The organism is Allosaccharopolyspora coralli (assembly GCF_009664835.1).
Lineage (GTDB): Bacteria > Actinomycetota > Actinomycetes > Mycobacteriales > Pseudonocardiaceae > Allosaccharopolyspora > Allosaccharopolyspora coralli.
On sequence record NZ_CP045929.1, the window covers coordinates 4,385,964 to 4,403,741 of the forward strand.

Annotated in this window: 18 protein-coding genes and 1 pseudogene; 13 read left to right on the top strand and 6 right to left on the bottom strand. The window is 68.8% G+C overall.

Features of this window, described 5'->3' with window-relative positions:
• Positions 1-190: 190 nt before the first annotated feature.
• On the top strand, positions 191-496 hold the full coding sequence (locus GIY23_RS20435) for a hypothetical protein (RefSeq protein WP_154078141.1): 306 nt from the start codon (positions 191-193) through the stop codon (positions 494-496).
• A gap of 53 nt (positions 497-549) precedes the next feature.
• Here GIY23_RS20435 and GIY23_RS20440 read toward each other — a convergent pair whose 3' ends face one another.
• The 4 genes from GIY23_RS20440 to GIY23_RS20455 form a co-directional block, all read right to left on the bottom strand.
• A complete protein-coding gene (locus tag GIY23_RS20440) occupies positions 550-1,182 on the bottom strand; it encodes a GTP-binding protein (protein WP_154078142.1) in 633 nt (210 codons plus the stop codon).
• Positions 1,163-1,699, bottom strand: a complete 537-nt coding sequence (locus GIY23_RS20445; RefSeq protein WP_154078143.1) for a DUF742 domain-containing protein — start codon at positions 1,697-1,699, stop codon at positions 1,163-1,165. Before GIY23_RS20445 ends, GIY23_RS20440 begins: the two co-directional genes overlap by 20 nt.
• A gap of 57 nt (positions 1,700-1,756) precedes the next feature.
• On the bottom strand, positions 1,757-2,188 hold the full coding sequence (locus GIY23_RS20450; protein WP_154078144.1) for a roadblock/LC7 domain-containing protein: 432 nt from the start codon (positions 2,186-2,188) through the stop codon (positions 1,757-1,759).
• A 136-nt stretch (positions 2,189-2,324) separates the two neighbouring features.
• The gene (locus GIY23_RS20455) at positions 2,325-5,618 is read right to left on the bottom strand and encodes a sensor histidine kinase (protein ID WP_154078145.1); all 3,294 of its coding nucleotides are present in this window, start codon (positions 5,616-5,618) and stop codon (positions 2,325-2,327) included.
• 740 nt (positions 5,619-6,358) lie between these two features.
• Here GIY23_RS20455 and GIY23_RS20460 point away from each other — a divergent pair.
• Positions 6,359-6,775, top strand: coding sequence for a DUF485 domain-containing protein (locus GIY23_RS20460; RefSeq protein WP_154078146.1), 417 nt, complete (start codon positions 6,359-6,361; stop codon positions 6,773-6,775).
• On the top strand, positions 6,772-8,367 hold the full coding sequence (locus GIY23_RS20465) for a solute symporter family protein (protein WP_154078147.1): 1,596 nt from the start codon (positions 6,772-6,774) through the stop codon (positions 8,365-8,367). Before GIY23_RS20460 ends, GIY23_RS20465 begins: the two co-directional genes overlap by 4 nt.
• A 1-nt stretch (position 8,368) precedes the next feature.
• On the opposite strand, the gene GIY23_RS20470 is transcribed toward GIY23_RS20465, so the two are convergent.
• Entirely contained in the window at positions 8,369-8,707 is a 339-nt protein-coding gene (locus tag GIY23_RS20470; protein WP_154078148.1) for an arylamine N-acetyltransferase, read from the bottom strand.
• 19 nt (positions 8,708-8,726) lie between these two features.
• Here GIY23_RS20470 and GIY23_RS20475 point away from each other — a divergent pair, with 19 nt between their 5' ends.
• From GIY23_RS20475 to GIY23_RS23445, 3 genes and pseudogenes are all read left to right on the top strand, one after another.
• Positions 8,727-9,296, top strand: a complete 570-nt coding sequence (locus GIY23_RS20475; RefSeq protein WP_154075420.1) for an IS607 family transposase — start codon at positions 8,727-8,729, stop codon at positions 9,294-9,296.
• Positions 9,293-10,282, top strand: a pseudogene (locus GIY23_RS20480) (transposase); the annotation flags it as partial. The gene GIY23_RS20475 and the pseudogene GIY23_RS20480, both read left to right, overlap by 4 nt.
• Positions 10,283-10,358: 76 nt before the next feature.
• A complete protein-coding gene (locus GIY23_RS23445) occupies positions 10,359-10,661 on the top strand; it encodes a zinc ribbon domain-containing protein (protein ID WP_407646881.1) in 303 nt (100 codons plus the stop codon).
• A 28-nt stretch (positions 10,662-10,689) separates the two neighbouring features.
• On the opposite strand, the gene GIY23_RS20485 is transcribed toward GIY23_RS23445, so the two are convergent.
• Entirely contained in the window at positions 10,690-11,271 is a 582-nt protein-coding gene (locus GIY23_RS20485; protein WP_154078150.1) for an arylamine N-acetyltransferase family protein, read from the bottom strand.
• 178 nt (positions 11,272-11,449) lie between these two features.
• On the opposite strand from GIY23_RS20485, the gene GIY23_RS20490 reads away from it, so the two are divergent.
• From GIY23_RS20490 to GIY23_RS20520, 7 genes are all read left to right on the top strand, one after another.
• Positions 11,450-11,890 (top strand): nitroreductase family deazaflavin-dependent oxidoreductase, encoded by a 441-nt coding sequence (locus tag GIY23_RS20490; RefSeq protein WP_154078151.1) that lies wholly within the window; start codon positions 11,450-11,452, stop codon positions 11,888-11,890.
• Positions 11,891-12,201: 311 nt separating this feature from the next.
• Positions 12,202-12,597: an STAS domain-containing protein gene (locus tag GIY23_RS20495; RefSeq protein WP_154078152.1), complete on the top strand. Its 396-nt coding sequence runs from the start codon at positions 12,202-12,204 to the stop codon at positions 12,595-12,597.
• Positions 12,598-12,623: 26 nt separating this feature from the next.
• Positions 12,624-13,016, top strand: a complete 393-nt coding sequence (locus GIY23_RS20500) for a DUF2267 domain-containing protein (protein ID WP_154078153.1) — start codon at positions 12,624-12,626, stop codon at positions 13,014-13,016.
• A gap of 215 nt (positions 13,017-13,231) precedes the next feature.
• Positions 13,232-14,029: an IS5 family transposase gene (locus tag GIY23_RS20505; RefSeq protein ID WP_154075648.1), complete on the top strand. Its 798-nt coding sequence runs from the start codon at positions 13,232-13,234 to the stop codon at positions 14,027-14,029.
• 67 nt (positions 14,030-14,096) lie between these two features.
• Positions 14,097-14,597: a 2Fe-2S iron-sulfur cluster-binding protein gene (locus GIY23_RS20510; RefSeq protein WP_154078154.1), complete on the top strand. Its 501-nt coding sequence runs from the start codon at positions 14,097-14,099 to the stop codon at positions 14,595-14,597.
• Complete coding sequence (locus tag GIY23_RS20515; protein WP_154078155.1) at positions 14,594-15,583, top strand: FAD binding domain-containing protein; 990 nt, start codon at positions 14,594-14,596, stop codon at positions 15,581-15,583. Before GIY23_RS20510 ends, GIY23_RS20515 begins: the two co-directional genes overlap by 4 nt.
• Complete coding sequence (locus GIY23_RS20520) at positions 15,583-17,664, top strand: xanthine dehydrogenase family protein molybdopterin-binding subunit (RefSeq protein WP_154078156.1); 2,082 nt, start codon at positions 15,583-15,585, stop codon at positions 17,662-17,664. Before GIY23_RS20515 ends, GIY23_RS20520 begins: the two co-directional genes overlap by 1 nt.
• The last annotated feature ends 114 nt before the right edge of the window (positions 17,665-17,778 follow it).

Here is a 17,778-nt window from a genome sequence, read left to right on the forward strand (position 1 = left end):
GACCACAATGGACGAGGTGTGACGATTCCCCCACCAACGAATGCGGCCGGACACGGTACGTAGCACCTGGTCACGACCAGTGATGTCGCGGCATCACGCGAGATCAGTGTGCCCTGCGTGCGGACACCGAGTCCAGCGGTCCGGTGTGGACGAGCGGGGACACCCCCGCACCGGGGATTAGAGTTCGGCTGTGCAGGATCCGACGACCCCGCTCGTGGCGACGGCCGACCTCGACGGCCTCGCCGGGGCGTTCACGGTGCTCGACACCCACGCGGAGCTCAATCACCGCTATCGAAAGCTGATCGAGGACTCGTACGCGCAGCTCGCGGCCGAGCGGGTCCGTCTGACCCAGGCGCGCGGCATGGCGAAGAAAGTGCAGGTGCTGGTCCGGGCCGCGGGGCCGGAGTTCCGGGACACCCTCGGCGAACCGGAGCGCACCGCTCTCGACGCAGGCCTGACCCAGGCCGAGACGCTCATCCAGCACGCGCACCCCTGAGTGCGTGTCAGTGACCCCCAACCTCCACAATGCCGGCCGAGAGGGCGTGCTGGTCAGCCAGCGGCCTGACCGGGGAGATGTTGCTGTTCCTGGCTCTGCAGGAAGAACCGCATCGCGTACTCGACGAGCGTGATCAACGTGCGCTTCGTCGACTCCCGGTCGCGGGCGTCGCACTGCACGATCGGCACGTCCGGGGCGACGGCCAACGCGTCGCGCACGTCCTCGACGCCGTGCTGTACCGCGTCCTCGAACCGGTTGATCCCGATCACGTACGGCAGCCCCCGGTCCTCGAAGAAGTCCACGGCCGAGAACGAGTCCGCGAGCCTGCGGGTGTCCACGAGCACGATCGCCCCGATCGCACCCCGCACGAGGTCGTCCCACATGAACCAGAACCGCTGCTGACCGGGCGTGCCGAACAAGTACAGGATCAGGTCGGAGTCCAGCGACAGCCGGCCGAAGTCCATCGCCACCGTGGTGGTGGCCTTGTCGGGCGTGGCGGCGAGGTCGTCGATGCCGGTGCTGGCCTCGGTCATCACAGCTTCGGTACGCAGCGGCACGATCTCCGAGACCGACCCCACGAAGGTCGTCTTCCCCGCGCCGAAACCGCCCGCGATGACGATCTTCGCCGAGCTCGTCGGCGTCTTCGACGTCTGCGTCTGCGCGCCCCTAAAGTCGGCGGAGTCCACTCAACACCCTTTCCATCAACATCAAGTGCGGCTCGCTACCGCTGTCCGACACGGTCTGGTGCACCGTGATGAGGCCGAGTTCGGCCATGTCGGCCAGCAGCACCCTGGCGACACCGAGCGGCACGGACAGCAGCGACGCCACCTCCGCGACCGACCGGGACTCGTGGCACAACTCCACGACGGACTGGTGTTCCAGGCTCAGCCGAACGCCGGGACGGTAGTTGTCGCTGGTCGAGACCAGCGTCTCCAGTTCGAGCTGGACCTGCGAGCGGGTCCGGCCGCCGGTCCACGCGTACGGCCGGATGCTCGACGCGACTTCGCTGTCCGCCTGCTCGTCCCGCGGCCCCGGCCCGGGCTGCTGACGCGGCAACCGGGGAGCCACGGTGTCCTGTTCAGGTCGTTCCTGCTCCGGCTCCCGCTTCCGGGATCGTCGACCGCCCCGGCCGAACGTGAAGCCGTTGACGACGTCGGCGAACGAGTTCTCGTCACCCTGGTCGTCGGTGTCCCACCCGTTCACTGCCTATCCACCCTTCAGGCCCGGCCCGTCGAACGCTGGGTCCGCTTCCATCGATGGTCACACCAACTGCTCGGCCGCGGATCCCTCGAGATGGTGGCGCAACTCGGGTGTCAGAATCTGCCCGACACGCTCGACGAGCATCGCCATCTCGTACGCGATCAGACCCATGTCACAACCGGGTGCGGCGAGCACGGTCAGGCTGGACCCGTCACTGATCGACATCTGGAGCAAGATACCCCGCTCCATCTCGACGATCGTCTCGATCACCACGCCCGCCTCGAAGCAGCGGGCCGCTCCCTGGGTGAGGCTGAGCAGCCCGGACGAGACGGCGGCGAGCTGATCACCACGGTCCCTGGGCAGCCCCTCCGACGACATGAGCAGCAACCCGTCCGCGGACACGACGATGGCGTGCGCGGCGCCTGCGACCCGCTGCGTGAAGTCCGTGATGAGCCAGCTGAACTGGCGTGACTTCATCTGGGGAGAGGTCATGCGTCCTCCTGTGCTCGTGCCGGGTACCCGCACCCGGGCGGGCGCGTGGGCGTGGTGCTCACGCACCCTCCTGCGATCGGCTCGAAGCCCGAGGGGGTTGAGCGGTGGCTGAGTTCCTGCCGGACCTGCTGCACTGCTACCTCCGATCCGACGCACTGTGCCTGCCACGACGGGCACCGGACTGGAAGTTGGAGAGCCGTCCGCGCACGTCGTCCGGGTTGCGCGACTGGCCGTCACCGGCCGCCGGGTTCGCCGGTCGGCTCGGTGCGCTACCCGGCGCCAGGTGCGCGCGTGGTGTCCGGCGGGGCAACCCGGCCGAGGTGAAGTCCGACGGGTCCGGGTTCGCCGCGGCCTCCGCGCGTTGCGCCGCGTCGTCGGTGTCGAAGTTCCAGGCGTCGGCACCGGACGCGGCCGTGGACCCCGCTTCGGCCTGACCCTGGTCGGACGCGTCCTTGCGCGTGGCCTGCTGGTATCCGGAGAGCTTGCCCCGCAGGTCCTCGGGCGTGCGCTGGGTCCGTGCCGCGTTGGACTGCGGAATCTCGTTCTGCGCCCGCGGCGTACGACGAGGCAGTCCGGTTCCGGCGGCGTCCTGGGGCGCCGGGGCCTGCGCACCGGAAGGCTCCTCCTGCGGCCAGGCATGACCTTCGGGTCCGCCACCCTGTCCCGGCTGGGGCTGAGCACGTCCGGGAGTCGGAGCGTCCTCGGGACTCGGGTGGAACCACTCGGTGGTGTCGGTGAGACTCGGCTCGGCTGCCTGCGCGGTACGCGCGGTCTCACGCGGGGAGACCTGAGGGTTCGCTCCGGGGGTGCGTCGAGGCAGTCCCGCCGTTCCGGCCGGGGGCGTCGCGGCGGGTGGGCTCACGTCGGCCGAACCGGATTCGGTCTGCACCGGCTCGAACAGTCCACGCGGGCGGTCGTCACGCGGGCGCTCCTGCTGCGGCGCCGGGGCGTTGGACTCGGGAGCCGGCGTCGGTGTCGGCCGTGCCCCGTCGGTCTCGTACGCCTCGGGAGCGGTCGGCTTGCGCCTCGGCAGTCCATTGTCGGCCGGTTCGCCGCCGGTGTTCTGTCCCCGCGTACGACGGGGCAGCTCACCGCCCGTGGTGCGTTCCGGGCTGGAGCGGCGAGGCTCACCGGCGGGTGCCGCCCGACGCGGCAGTTCCGCACTGCCTGGCTGCTCCGGCGCCCGGCTCTGCTCCGGCGCGCGGTTCTGCTCCGGCGCGCGGTTCTGCTCCGGCGCCCGGCGGGGCAGGTCCCCCGCGGCGGACGCCCCTCCTGCTGCCGCTCCGGCCGCCGCGGCGCCCGCGATGGCCGGACCCGCGCCGGTCGGGAACGCCGCGCCGTTGCGTTGGGTCGCGCCGTTGGTCGCGGTCGCGCCGTTGCGCGGCGTCGGCGACGGCCGCTTCGCGACCGGGTTGCGCCGCTCGGAGTCCTGCTCGGTGCGCGTCGGGTCGAATCCCACCACGATGTCCGACGGCAGGTACAGGCTCGCGCGAACCCCCTCGACCTCGGAGCCTCCGTGCAGCCGCACGGTGACGCCGTGGCGCGCGGAAAGCCTGCTCACCACGAGCAACCCGAGGCGCCGCGAGGACGAGAGATCCGACTCGTCCGGGTCGGACAGCCGGGCGTTGGCCGCCATGAGGTCCTTCTCGCCCATGCCGATGCCGCTGTCCAGCACGTCGAGGGTGATGCTGCCGTCGGCCGCCTGCGCTGCGGACACGGTGACCTCGGTCTCCGGCGACGAGAAGTTCGCCGCGTTGTCCAGCAGTTCGGCGACGACACGCACCAGGTCACTGGCCGCGTAGCCGACGAGTTTGACCGCGGGCGGCGGCTGCACGGCGACACGCGGGTAGTGCTCGATCTCGGAGACCGCGGCACGCAGCACGTCGGCAAGGGCCGTCGGCCGGGAGAACCGGCGGGCCAGGTCGCTTCCCGACAGAACCATGAGGTTCTCGTTGTTGCGCCGCATCCGGGTCGCGAGGTGGTCGAGCTGGAACAGCGTGGAGAGCTGGTCGGGGTCCTGCTCGTCCTGCTCCAGCTTCTCGAACAGCCGCAGCTGCCGCTCCAGCAGTCCCTGGCTGCGCCGGGAGACGTTGACGAACGAGTCGGAGTAGCCGCGTCGCTGGCTCGCCTGTTCGATCGCGAGGGTCAGCGCCTGCCGGTGCACGGCGTCGAAGGACCGCGCGACCTCGCCGACCTCCTCTGTGGTGTGGATCGGGACTTCGGTGATGTCGGTGGTGACCTGCTCGCCGTGCCGGATTCGCGCGACCGCTTCGGGCAACTCGGTGGACGCCGTGTGCAGAGCGTTGCGCCGCAGTGCCGAGAGCAGTCCGAGCAGATGCCGGGTGACCAGCCAGATGAAGAACGCCGCGATCAACAGCGCCGACAGCAGGATGACTGCCTGCAGACCGGCGGAGTCGCTGGCGTTCTCCTCCAGGTCCACGGCACGCTGCTCCAACTGGCCGGACAGTTCCGTGCGGACCTTGGTGGTGCCCGCGATGACCTGCCGGGATTCACCGGTCCACTGCTGGACGTCCGGGTACGCACCCTCCGCCGCGTCCGGGTCGCCATCGGAGCTGAGCACCAGGTCGAGCGCGTCCTCGCGGGCGCCGGCCTGCGGAGCGAGAGTCGTCTCCTCGTAGGAGGCGTACTGCCGCGGGGTCGTGGCAGCCCGGAACTCGGTGAGCTTGGCGGTGAGCCGGACCCGGGAGTCGTTGAGCGCGCCGACTTCGGCCTCGGTGAAGTCGCCACGGACGAAGCCCGCCGTCCCCAGTGCCTGCTGGATGCGGATTTCCTCCTCCGCACCCGAGAGCTCGTAGAGCGCGGTCACCGTGGAGTTCATGACGGGGTCGTCGACACCGCGGATGACTGCCCGTTCCAACGACAGGAGCGCGGAGACGACCCGGTTGTAGCCCTCGACGGCGGCGACGACGTCGATGTTTCCGGCACGGACGGACTCGCGGATCCCGTTCAGTGCGACGAACTGTTCGCGCAGATCCTGGTAGCGAGCCCGGGTGGCCTCGTCGCTGGCACCGACCTCGCCGAGCACGCTCGGCGCCTGCGCGACGCCCTTGTCGACACCGGCGATGACCTTCTCCAGCGCCTGCTGCGAGCCGGGGACACCGGCGAGGGCGCTGGCCGCGAGGGTGCGCTCTTCCTGGATACCCGTGAGCAGTGGCTGGGCCTTGTCGCGAGCTTCGACCTGAGTGCCGAGTTCCTCGTAGTGGCGGGTCAGGTCGATCTGCTCGGAGATGTGTCCGGCACCGAGCAGGATGGCGAAGATGACCGGGGCGAGCACGACCGCGATGAGCTTGGTCGGCAATCGCCAGTTGTGCCAGTGCCTCCGCGGGCCGCGCCCGGATGCCTGGCCGTCGTCCGCTGCGGTGCTCGTGTCGTTCTGCCGGAAGGACCGGCCGCCCCGGCGCGCCGTCACGAGAGCGGTCCCCTCGGGTGCGGGCGGTCGTGGTGCTCTGTCACGGTGCGGTCCCTCCCGGGAGCGAGGATCGACACGCCGGAGGGAGCATGCCGCTGGCTGCCCTCGTCGATCCGACTCGTGCCGACCGGAATCGATACCAGGCCTTTTCCTTCCGGCGGAAGGCGATCGATTCTCGCGGAACTTTGGGTTGCTGCCACTGCCATCGCCGAGCCGCGTCGGTGATCAATGCCGACGCGCGATCGACTTCTCCGATCGGCGTCAGTCTAGGACCCCGGCCACGGGACTCGTCGACAGCCCCACAGCTGCCAGGAAAATCGTGCGCAGCCGCGAAATGCACGCGTCGGAGGGACACGTCCGAAGGGTCGGCTCGCACCGCTCGCGGGCCGGTGCCACGGCCGCCGGGAAGCAGCAAGTCCTCTCCTGCAGACATCTCGGGCCACGGGTCCGCGCTGTTGTCCCGTGGACGGGGATACTGACTAGTAATACGGATTGACCTGCGTGTCAACCCTCCTTCGCGGAATTCACGAACATCGCCACCGCACTGTGACGCTTGCTGGGCGGCTCCGTGCTCCGCACGGCGGAGCGCGCCTCGGCACCCAGCCGTGTGGGCGGCCACACACTGTGACCGAACCGCGGTTCCGGGCCGCTCGAGCCCATGGCTAGACTCCGATCGCCCGCGAGGCCACCGAACAGGTCACACACACCGCCCGACAGTTCCTGAATTCTCGGAAGGTCGCATGTCCAACGCACCGCAACCAGCCGTGCGCCCGCGCTCTCGCAGCACCGCCGGAAATGAACCGGCGGCGTTCGGCCGAATTCACGAGAGTGCCGCGCCGCGAACCGATGCACCCGATTTCGCCGCGATCCAACAGAGCGAGGAATTCGCGGCGCTGCGTCGCCGCGCGGGACGTTTCGCGTTCATGCTCACCGCCCTGTTCCTCGTCTGGTACGTCGGCTATGTCCTCCTCGCCGCCTACGCGACCGAGTTCATGGCCACCGAGCTGTTCGGCTCGATCAACGTCGGGTTGGTCCTCGGGCTGCTGCAGTTCGTGTCCACACTGGCCATCACCGGGTTCTACGTGCGCTATTGCGAGCGCAACTTCGACCCGGAGGTCGACGAGATCCGTGAGAAGGCAGGAGTCGACCCCGCATGAACCTCGCCGCCCCCGAACTGGCGACCGGCAGCCCTCTGATCAACACGTCGATCTTCGTCGGTTTCGTCCTCGTCACCCTGATCGTCGTCTACCGCGCGAGCAGCCGCGGCACCGCGAGCGACTTCTTCACCGCAGGCAGCACGTTCAGCGGCCCGCAGAACGGCCTCGCGATCGCGGGCGACTACTTGTCGGCCGCCTCGTTCCTGGGTATCGCGGGCGCCATCGCCGTCTACGGCTACGACGGATTCCTCTACTCCATCGGGTTCCTCGTCGCCTGGCTGGTCAACCTGCTGCTCATCGCCGAGCGGCTGCGCAACACCGGCCGCTTCACGATGGGTGACGTGCTGGCGTTCCGGATGCAGCAGCGCCCGGTCCGGGCCGCCGCCGCCGTGTCCACACTGACGATCACCGTCATGTACATGATCGCGCAGCTGGCGGGCGCCGGCGGCATCGTGGCGCTGCTGCTCAACGTGCGTTCCGGTGTCGGCCAAGCGCTCGTGATCGCGGTCGTCGGCGTGGTGATGGTCCTCTACGTGCTGGTCGGCGGCATGAAGGGCACCACGTGGGTCCAGATCATCAAGGCCGTGCTGCTGCTGTTGTCGGTCGTGCTGATCACGTTCTTCCTGCTCGGCAAGTTCGGCTTCAGCATCAGCTCGATGCTCGACCAGGCGGCGGCGAACAACCCGCTCGGCGACCGGGTCCTCGCGCCCGGGGCGCAATACGGCGAGAGCGAGACCACGAAGCTGGACTTCGTGTCCCTGTCGCTGGCGCTCGTGCTCGGCGTGGGAGGACTGCCGCACGTGCTGATGCGCTTCTACACGGTTCCGACCGGCCGGGAGGCTCGCCGGTCCGTGGTGTGGGCGACCTGGGGCATGGCGGCGTTCTACCTGTGCACCCTCGTCATCGGGTTCGGCGCGGCGGCTCTGGTCGGGGTGGATCGGATCCAGAACGCACCGAGCGGGCAGAACTCCGCGGCGCCGCTGCTCGCCTACGAGATCGGCGGCAACGTGCTGCTCGGGATCGTCTCTGCCGTCGCCTTCTCCACGATCCTCGCCGTGGTCGCCGGCCTGACGCTGACGGCCTCCGCGTCGTTCGCGCACGACTTCTACGCGAACTACGTGATGCGCGGCAGGCCGGAACCGGACTCGGTCGTGCGGGTCGCGCGCCTGACCGCCCTCGGCATCGGTGGCCTGGCGATCCTCGGCGGCATCGCGGTGAGCGGCCAGAACATCGCGTTCCTGGTCGGCCTCGCGTTCGCCCTCGCCGCGTCGGCGAACCTGTCGACGCTGGTGTACACGCTGTTCTGGCGCCGGTTCAACACCACCGGAACGTTGTGGGGGATGTACAGCGGGCTCGCGTCCTGCATCCTGCTGATGCTGTTCTCCCCGGTGGTCTCCGGTTCGCCGGACTCGATCTTCCCGAGTGTCGACTTCGCGTTCTTCCCGCTGCGCAACCCGGGCATCGTCTCGATCCCGATCTCGTTCCTGGCCGGATTCGTGGGCACGATGCTCGACAAGAGCCCCCGTGACCCCGAGCGCGAGGCCGAGATGGACGTCCGGTCGTTGACCGGAATCGGCTCCCGGGTCGGCTGACTCAGTCGGCAGGGCCGCCTCGTTCGGGGCGGCCCTGTTCGTTGCGGTGCTGTTCGTGACGGACGAGCGCGGCGAGTTCGTCCGGGGTGAGTTCGACGCCGAGTCCGCTCAGTGCGGCGCCGAGTTCGTTCGGTGCGATCTCGGTGCTCTCGGCCGTGCCGTCGGGGCGTTCCTCGGACAGCTCGCCGCCGACGAGCTTGCGGCTCAGCCCCGGTTCGAGTCGCATGACGACGGGACGCTGCACGAACGGCGACCGGGGATGCGTCGAGGTGTAGTGGTGGGCGACCTCGTAGTCGACAGGGTGCTTAACTGTTGCTGGTTCTGAGTAATTCCGTGTCATAATGTGTTATTTTGTACGGGTGAGGTTGAAGGAGTGGGCGCGTGCACAGGGTGTGTCGTATCGGGCTGCGTTGAGTTGGTTCCATGCGGGCACGTTGCCCGCGCCTGCTCGGCAGCTTGATACGGGCACGATCCTGGTCGAGCCGTCGGCCACCGAGTCCGGGCGGACGGTGGCGTACTGCCGCGTGTCCAGCACGGACCAGCGCGACGACCTCGACCGGCAAGCCGGACGGGTCGCGCAGGAATGCGCCCGACAGGACTTCACCCTGGACAGCACGGTCACCGAAGTCGGCTCCGGGCTGAACGGCAACCGGCCGAAACTCCGCACACTCCTGTCAGACCCGGCTGCTACAACGATCGTGGTGGAGCACCGCGACCGTCTCGCCCGGTTCGGCGTCGAACACCTCGAAGCCGCACTCGCCGCACAGTCCCGCCGGATCGTCGTCCTCGACGATGCCGAAGTGGAAGATGACCTGGTGCGCGACGTGACCGAGGTGCTCACCAGCATGTGCGCCCGGCTGTACGGGCGCCGGTCCGCAGCGAAACGGGCGAAAGCAGCCCTGAAAGCTGCGGAGGTGCCGCCGCGATGAGCCGGACGTTCCAGCCCCGACCGGGGTTCACGGTGCAGGCGTATGAGTTCGCGCTGGCCCCGACCGAGCAGCAAGCAGACGCGTTGCGCAGCAACTGCGGCGGGCAACGGTTCGCCTACAACTGGGCCTTGGCCCGGGTGAAAGCCAACCTCGACCAGCAGGAAGCGGAACGCTCGTACGGCGTATCCGAAGACGAGGTGACGCCCGGTCTGAACTGGTCCGCTTACAGTCTGCGGAAAACCTGGAACGCCGCCAAGCACGCGGTGGCGCCCTGGTGGGCCGAGAATTCCAAGGAGGCGTACTCGTCCGGGCTGGCCAACCTCGCGACCGCGTTGAACAACTGGAACCGGTCCCGGAAAGGGCAGCGGGTCGGTAAGCGGGTGGGATTCCCCCGGTTCAAGTCGAAGCGCTCTACCTGGTCTGCCACGTTCACCACCGGCGCGTTCGGACTCGCTCAACGCAATCGGCGGCACGTGCGGCTGCCGACGATCGGCACCGTGCGCACCCACGAGTCGACCCGGAAACTCGCCCGGCGCATCGAGGCCGACACCGCCCGCATCCTGAAAGCCACCGTGTCGCATCGCAGGGGCCGGTGGTTGGTGTCCTTGCAAGCCGAAGTGCAACGCGACCAACCGCAACCGGCTACCACCGGCGGCACCGTGGGCGTCGATCGGGGTCAAGCACCTGGCGGTGCTCTCCACCGGCGAACACGTGTCGAATCCGAAGCACCTGGACCGTGCGCAGCGGAAACTGCGCCGACTGCAACGGCAGACGTCCCGCCGCACGGGTCCGGACAAGCGGACCAAGCAGAAACCGTCGAACGGTGGCACGACACGCAAGACCGGGTGCGTCGAGTGCAGCACTATGTCGCGAACGCCCGCGCCGAGGGGCTGCACCAGCTGTCGAGCCGACTCGTCGACGAGTTCGACACGGTCGTGGTCGAGGACCTGAACGTGGCCGGGATGCTGAAAAGCCGCACCTTGTCCCGCTCGATCGCGGACGTGGGCATGGGCGAGCTGCGGCGCCAACTCGACTACAAAAACTACCTGGAACAGACGTCGCCTGGTTGTCGCCGACCGGTGGTACCCATCCAGCAAAACCTGCTCGGCCTGTGGCGCGGTGAAAACCAAGCTGCGCCTGTCCGAGCGGACCTTCAACTGCGATGCCTGCGGCCTGTCCCTGGATCGTGACCTCAACGCCGCCCGCAACCTCGCCGGACTGGCCGAGGCTGCGGGTGGCACGTCCACGGAGAGTTGCGCCGGGACGGAAAACGAGCCCGCTGGAAACCCTGGTAAGACCAGCTCTGCTGGCGTGGGGTATCGCCACGGGAAGGCCGCACCGGACGGTGCGGCCAAGGCTGCGTAGCGATACGTAGCTCAGGAAGTGCACGTTTTTACACACTTTCTGAACGGTGCTGCGGTAGTTCCGTGCTCGCGTGTTGCGGCTCCCAACCCTGGCGCGTGCGCTTCTCCAACGTCCAGGCCACGCCGTCCCACGTGAGCCGGTGTCGCCACCCGGCCTGGTCGGCGTGCGCTCCGTCGCGCATCGGCATCGGATGCAGCATCCCCGCCCCGAAGGCGATGTCGACGAAGTATTCGGCGCCTTCGGCCTCGACGGCGAGCACCATGTGCGTCGACGCCCCCGGCTGGTGCGGTTTCACCCGCGCGATGCGCCGCTGCACGCGATAGCCGAGCTGTTCGAGCACGGCGGCGAACAGCAGTGCGTGCTCATAGCAGTAGCCACCACGGCGACGACGCAGGAACTTCTCCGCGAGCACGTCGAGAGCCAGACCCCGGTGCCCGCCGAGCACGACGTCGACGTTCTCGAACGGGAACGTCTCGACGTGCGCCTCGTGCAGGGACCACAAGGCGTCGGCGGTCGGCTCCGGCCGAGCGAGCTCGACGCGGTCCAGATACTCACCGACGTCCACCGCTCGGATGTTCCACTCGTCGGCGGGCTCGCTGTCTGCGCTCATGACGCCCTCCCAGCACCTCGAGCGCACTGGAAGTCAACTCAGCTCGGGGCCCGGCCCTCGCGGGGTGACCTAGTGATCCCCGAGACGCCGCTTCGAGTCGACTGTGGACATACGTGCTGTTCGCGTCCACGTCGGCGTTGTCGTGCGCGCAGCGCCGCGCGAGTGTTCTACTGGCGCCATGCCGCTTGAAGGAGAATACGAACCCAACACCATGCAATGGGTGCGCGACCAGGTCGAGCAGATCGAGAGTTCCGGCGGCCGCGACGGCACCACGATGCGCGGCATGCCGGTCATCGTGATCACCAGCCAAGGTGCCAAGTCCGGCAAGCTGCGCAAAACACCCGTCATGAAGGTCGAGCACGAGGGGCGCTACGCCGCCGTCGCCTCGCTCGGCGGGGCACCCACGCACCCGGTCTGGTACTACAACCTGAAGGCTCATCCCCGTGTCGAGGTCCAGGACGGCATGTCAAAGCAGGACATGATCGCGCGCGAGATCTCCGGCGACGAGAAGTCGCAGTGGTGGGACCGGGCCGTGGCCGCCTACCCCGATTACGCCGACTATCAGCGCAAGACCGACCGCGACATCCCGGTGTTCGTGCTCGAACCGGCTTCGGACTGAGCCCGCCCGCCGCTTGGTTCCGTTCCCGCCGCTGACAAGGCGCACGTGTGGCCCGGCTTCGTGCCGGGCCACACCTACGAGCACGGCAGCGACGAACCGAGGGAACATGCAGCGCAACGTGCGGTTGTGCCGCGCGTTACGGTGGAGGTGCGCCGTGGTTCAGCAGGTAGCCAGGATACGAGACCGCCACATCCGGGTCGGTTCTCGATCGATGCGCCTTCGGGATCGCGCGCTGTTTCCTCGTCCGCTGACCTCCCGAAGCCGCAGGCACAGCATCGAGGCCGACCCCGTGAGAGGGGAGGCTTCGGGCCATGACTGTGACTCTGGACCCGACCGAGCACGCGATTGCCCGCCGTGCCGCGGGATGTCAGCTCTGCGTCCGGCACTATCCGGACGAGGCCACCGCCGTCGTCTCGGTACACGGCGAGTGTGACGAGCTGGTGGCCCCGCGGTTGGCCGAACTGCTCGGCACCCGCATGCAGAGCACCCTGGCCACCGTGGTCGTCGACCTTTCCGGGGTGGATTTCCTGGGCGTGGCAGCCCTGCAGACCCTCGCGACTGCGGCACACCGCGCCACGACTCAGGGGATCACGCTGCAGGTCAGCCACGGGCCGCCGTGTGTGGAGCGTGCCCTGGCCGCAGGCGGCCTGACCGCATGGATCGAGCGCACGAGCCCCGCCGCTGCGGCGGTGGAGGTTCCGGCCTGACGCCACGACGAAAAGGAGGGGTCGCGATGGACTACGACGAGTTCCTCGCGCGTGTCGGTGACCATGGCGGACCCACGGACCGCGCCCACGCGGATGCCGCGAGCAAGCAGATCCTCGCCGCGTTGGGCCAGCGACTGGCCGGAAACGAACCGCACGATCTGGCCAGTCAGCTGCCGGCGGAGGTGCAGCAACCGCTGCTGCGACCCACCGGAGAGGCCGAGATCGGAGACGATCTCGACGATTTCCTGCGCCGCGTGGCCGACCGCGAAGGGCGTGGCTGCGACACCGAACAGGCGCTGGCACACGCGCGGGCGGTGTTGGGCACCATCGCCGGTTTCGTGTCCGCAGGCGAGATCGAGGATCTCCGTTCGCAGCTGCCGACCGGGTATGCGGCTCTGTTCGAGTTCCCGACGAGCTGATCCAGCGACACCGCTGCGACGGCGAACCCGGCACCTTCCGCTCGTTTCACTCGCCCTGAGAGGCTGTCTTGGATCCCGGTGGTGGGCATGTGAAGGGCCTCTGCTAGTGATCGTGATGCCAGTCATGATCACTAACAGCAGAGGCCCGACTCAGTTTGTACCCCACGACGCCTTCGTCCAGCGCATCGGCCCGCATTCGCCGCTACCCGTCGGACATGACGGACGCCGAGTGGGCAGTGATCGAACCACTGCTGCCCACGGCGGCGTGTGCCAGCCCGGCCGGGGGGCGTCCGGAGAAGCACCACCGCCGCGACATCGTCGACGCGATCCGCTACGTCACCGACAACGGAGTGAAATGGCGCGCGCTTCCCGTGGACTTTCCGCCCTGCAAGACCGTGTACGGCTTTTTCGCTCGCTGGCGCGAGAACGGCACGGTGGAAATAATGCGTGATGCGCTGCGTGAACAGGTCCGCCAGCAGGCCGGCCGGCGCCCGCGGCCCACCGCAGCCGCCATCGACGCGCAATCGGTGCGCGCCGCCGAAACAGTCGGTGACTCCACCCGCGGCTACGACGCCGGCAAGAAGGTCAACGGCCGCAAACGCCACATCGCCGTGGACACCATGGGACTGCTGCTGGTCGTCATGGTCACCGCCGCCAACTTGCAAGACCGGCCCGCCGGGCGCCCTCTGCTGTCACTGCTGCACCGCGCCCACCACAGGGTGCGCCACATCTGGGCCGACGGCGGCTACACCGGAACCCTGCTGACCTGGGCGAAAACAACCCTGGGCATCACCGTCGAGATCGTGAAAAAACTCGCCGAACAAACCGGGTTCGTGCCCCTGCACCGCCGATGGGTCGTCGAACGAACCTTCGCCTGGATCAGCCAAGCCCGCCGCAACACCCGCGACTACGAACGCCTCCCCGAACACTCCGAGGCCTTCATCAACTGGGCCATGATCACTATGATGAGCCGACGACTGACCCGCCCACAAACGCGGGCCCCCACCCCCTAACCAAGATCAAAGACAGGCTCTGAGGGAGGGTATCCCGGGAGCGACGGCCACGGCGAAGGGACTTCGTATGGACCAGTCGGTCACGGTCACCGTCGACGGGGTGACCCGGACACTGTCGTTGGACACGCGCACCACCGTGCTCGACGCGCTCCGCGAGCGGCTCGGTGTCACCTCGGTCAAGAAGGGGTGCGACCACGGGCAGTGTGGCGCGTGCACGGTGCTGCTCGACGGTCGCCGGGCCACGACCTGCTTGAGCTTCGCCGTCGCGCACGAAGGCTCGGAGATCGTTACCGCGGAAGGTCTCGCCGACCAGAACCTGCACCCGGTGCAGCGGGCATTCCTCGACCACGACGGTTTTCAGTGCGGGTACTGCACGCCTGGCCAGGTCTGCGCTGCGGTGGGAATGCTGGAGGAGGCCAAGGCCGGATCGCCGAGCTACGTCACCGAGGACCTCACGGCGGACCCCGCGCTCGACGACGAGGAGATCCGCGAGCGGATGAGCGGCAACCTCTGCCGCTGCGGCGCGTACGCCAACATCGTCAGTGCGATCCGGGAGGCGTCCGAGTGATCCCGTTCGACTATCGACGCGCCCGCACCAGCGACGAAGCGGTCACCACTGTCGCCGACTCACCGCGCGCAGCCTTCCTCGGCGGCGGCACGAACCTCGTCGACCACATGAAACTCGGTGTCGCCGAGCCCGAGCTGCTGGTCGACGTCACCGGACTGGCTCCGGACACCGTCGAATCCCTCGATGAGGGAGGTGTGCGCATCGGCGCGGCGGTGCGCAACAGCGACTTGGCGAACGAGCCGGTGATTCGTCAGCGCCACCCGGCCCTGTCGCGCGCCCTGCTCGCCGGAGCGTCCGGGCAGCTACGCAACCTCGCCACGACCGGCGGCAACCTGCTGCAACGCACCCGGTGCCCTTACTTCCAAGACGTGACGACCCCGTGCAACAAACGGGAGCCCGGCTCGGGATGTTCAGCTCTCGACGGATACACGCGCTATCACGCGGTGCTCGGGGCGTCCTCGGAGTGTGTGGCGACCCATCCCTCGGACATGGCTGTGGCCATGACCGCGCTGGACGCGGTCGTGCACACGCGGGGACCGGAGGGCGAACGAAGCATCCCCGTCGCGGAGTTGCACCGACTGCCCGGTGATCACCCCGAACACGACACCGTCCTCGGACACGGCGAACTCATCACCGCCGTGGACGTTCCCGCACCCCCACACGGCGCACGCTCGACCTACCGCAAGGTGCGCGACCGTGCCTCGTACGCGTTCGCGTTGGTCTCGGTCGCCGCCGAGGTCGTCGTCGACAACGGCACCGTACGGAGCGCGCGGATCGCCTTCGGCGGCCTGACCCACAAGCCCTGGCGTGCCACGACCGCCGAACAGGCGATCGAAGGACAACAGGCCACGGACGCGGACTTCCGCTCCGCCGCGGACGCCGAACTCGCCGTCGCACAGCCACTGCGCGACAACGCCTACAAGCTGCCGTTGGCACGGAACACGCTCGCGACCGTGCTGCGTGAGTTGACCAGCGAGGAGAGCTGATGACCCGAGCGGTGACGCCCCGCGCGATGGGCACCGACCACGAACGTCTCGACGGGCGCGCCAAGGTCACCGGCACTGCCCCGTACGCCTGCGAGTACCCCACCGAGGACACCGTCCATCTGCATCCGGTGCAGGCTGCCGTCGCACGAGGCCGCATCACCTCGATCGACACGGCGGCGGCCGAGGCACTCGACGGCGTGCATGCGGTGCTGACGCATCTCAACGCTCCCCCGCTGTACACCGAGGATCGGGAACTGGCGGTCCTGCAGTCCGACGAGATCTCCTTCCGCGGCCAGCTCGTCGGGGCGGTGATCGCCGATCACCCGGAGATCGCTCGGCACGCCGCCGACCTCGTCCGCGTCACCGTCGACCAGCAGCTCCACGACGCTCGCCTGAGCACCGAACGCGACGACCTCTACAAGCCCGACGTGGTCAATCCGGCCTTCGACACCGACACCCGCGACGGGGACGTCGAGACGGCGATGGCCGCGGCCGAGCACACGATCGACCAGCGCTACACCACTCCGATGGAACACAACAACCCGATGGAGCCGCACAGCAGCATCGCGCTCTGGGACGGCGAACAGCTGACCCTGCACGACTCCACACAGGGCGCCCACACAGTGCGTTCCACACTGGCGCCCGCACTCGGGCTGGCGCCGGAGAGCGTGCACGTCGTCGCTCGACACGTCGGGGGCGGATTCGGCGCCAAGGGCATGCCGCACGCCAACGTGGTGTTGGCCGCCCTCGCCGCGCGGCACGTGCCCGGCAGGCCGGTCAAGTTCGCGCTCACACGCCAGCAGATGTTCCCCCTCGCCGGACATCGCACCCCCACCCTCCAGCGGATGCGGCTGGCCTCCGACGGCGACGGGCGGCTCACGGCGCTGGCGCACGACGTCGTCGAGCACACCTCTCGGATCAAGGAGTTCGCCGAGCAGACCGCCGTGTGCAGCCGCAACATGTACGCGACCCCGAACCGCAGCACGAGCCACCGCCTGGCCCCGCTCGACGTTCCGGTGCCGTCCTGGATGCGGGCGCCCGGCGAATGCCCCGGCATGTTCGCCGCCGAAGTGGCCATGGACGAGCTCGCCACGGAGGTCGGCGTCGACCCGATCGAACTGCGGCTGCGCAACGAGCCCGACACCGACCCCGAGACGGGCCTGCCGTTCTCCAGCCGCAACCTCGCCGCCTGCCTGCAGCAGGGTGCGGAGCGGTTCGGCTGGAACCCGCACGACCCCGAGCCTGGGACACGCCGGCACCGCGACTGGCTCGTCGGCACCGGCGTCGCCTCGTCGATCTATCCCGTGTTCCGCATGGCCGGGTCGACCGCGACGATCACGGTCGACGACGCCGGGAACCACCTCGTCGAGATCGGTGCGACCGACATCGGCACCGGTACCTGGACCGCGCTGACGCAGATCTCAGCCGACGCACTGGAGGTCCCGGTCGAGCGGATCGACCTGCGTATCGGCGGCACGGATCTCCCCGAAGCGTCCGTGGAAGGCGGCTCGACGGGCATCACGTGCTGGGGGTCGGCGATCGTCGACGCCGCACACCGGCTCCGGGCCGAGCACGGTGACTCCCCGCAGGCGAACGCACGCGCCACCGGCAGTCAGCAGGACAACCCGGACACCGGGCGCTTCGCCATGCACGCCTTCGGCGCGCAGTTCGCCGAAGTCCACGTCCACGCCGACACGGGTGAAGTCCGGGTTCCGCGCATGCTCGGCATCTTCGCCGCCGGACGGATCATCAACCCGCGCACCGCGCGTTCGCAGTTCCTCGGCGGGATGACCATGGGCCTGTCCATGGCGCTGCACGAGGACAGCGTCCTGGACCCCCGCTTCGGCCACGTCGTCAACCACGACTTCGCCGGGTACCACATCGCCTCGAACGCCGACATCGGCGACATCGACATCACCTGGCTCGACGAAGACGACCCGTACGTGAACCCCATGGGTTCCAAGGGGATCGGCGAAATCGGCATCGTCGGCACCGCCGCCGCGATCGCCAACGCGGCCTATCACGCCACCGGGATTCGAGCCCGAGACCTGCCCCTCACGCCCGACACCTTCCTGACCTGACCGGGAAGCACCGTCGCGTGCTCACGGAGCGCTGTCTCCATGCGGGAACCGACGCCCGCCATCGGTCTTGTGTACGCCCGGAGGGCAGGTCACGGTAGCTCAACGGTCGGGGCC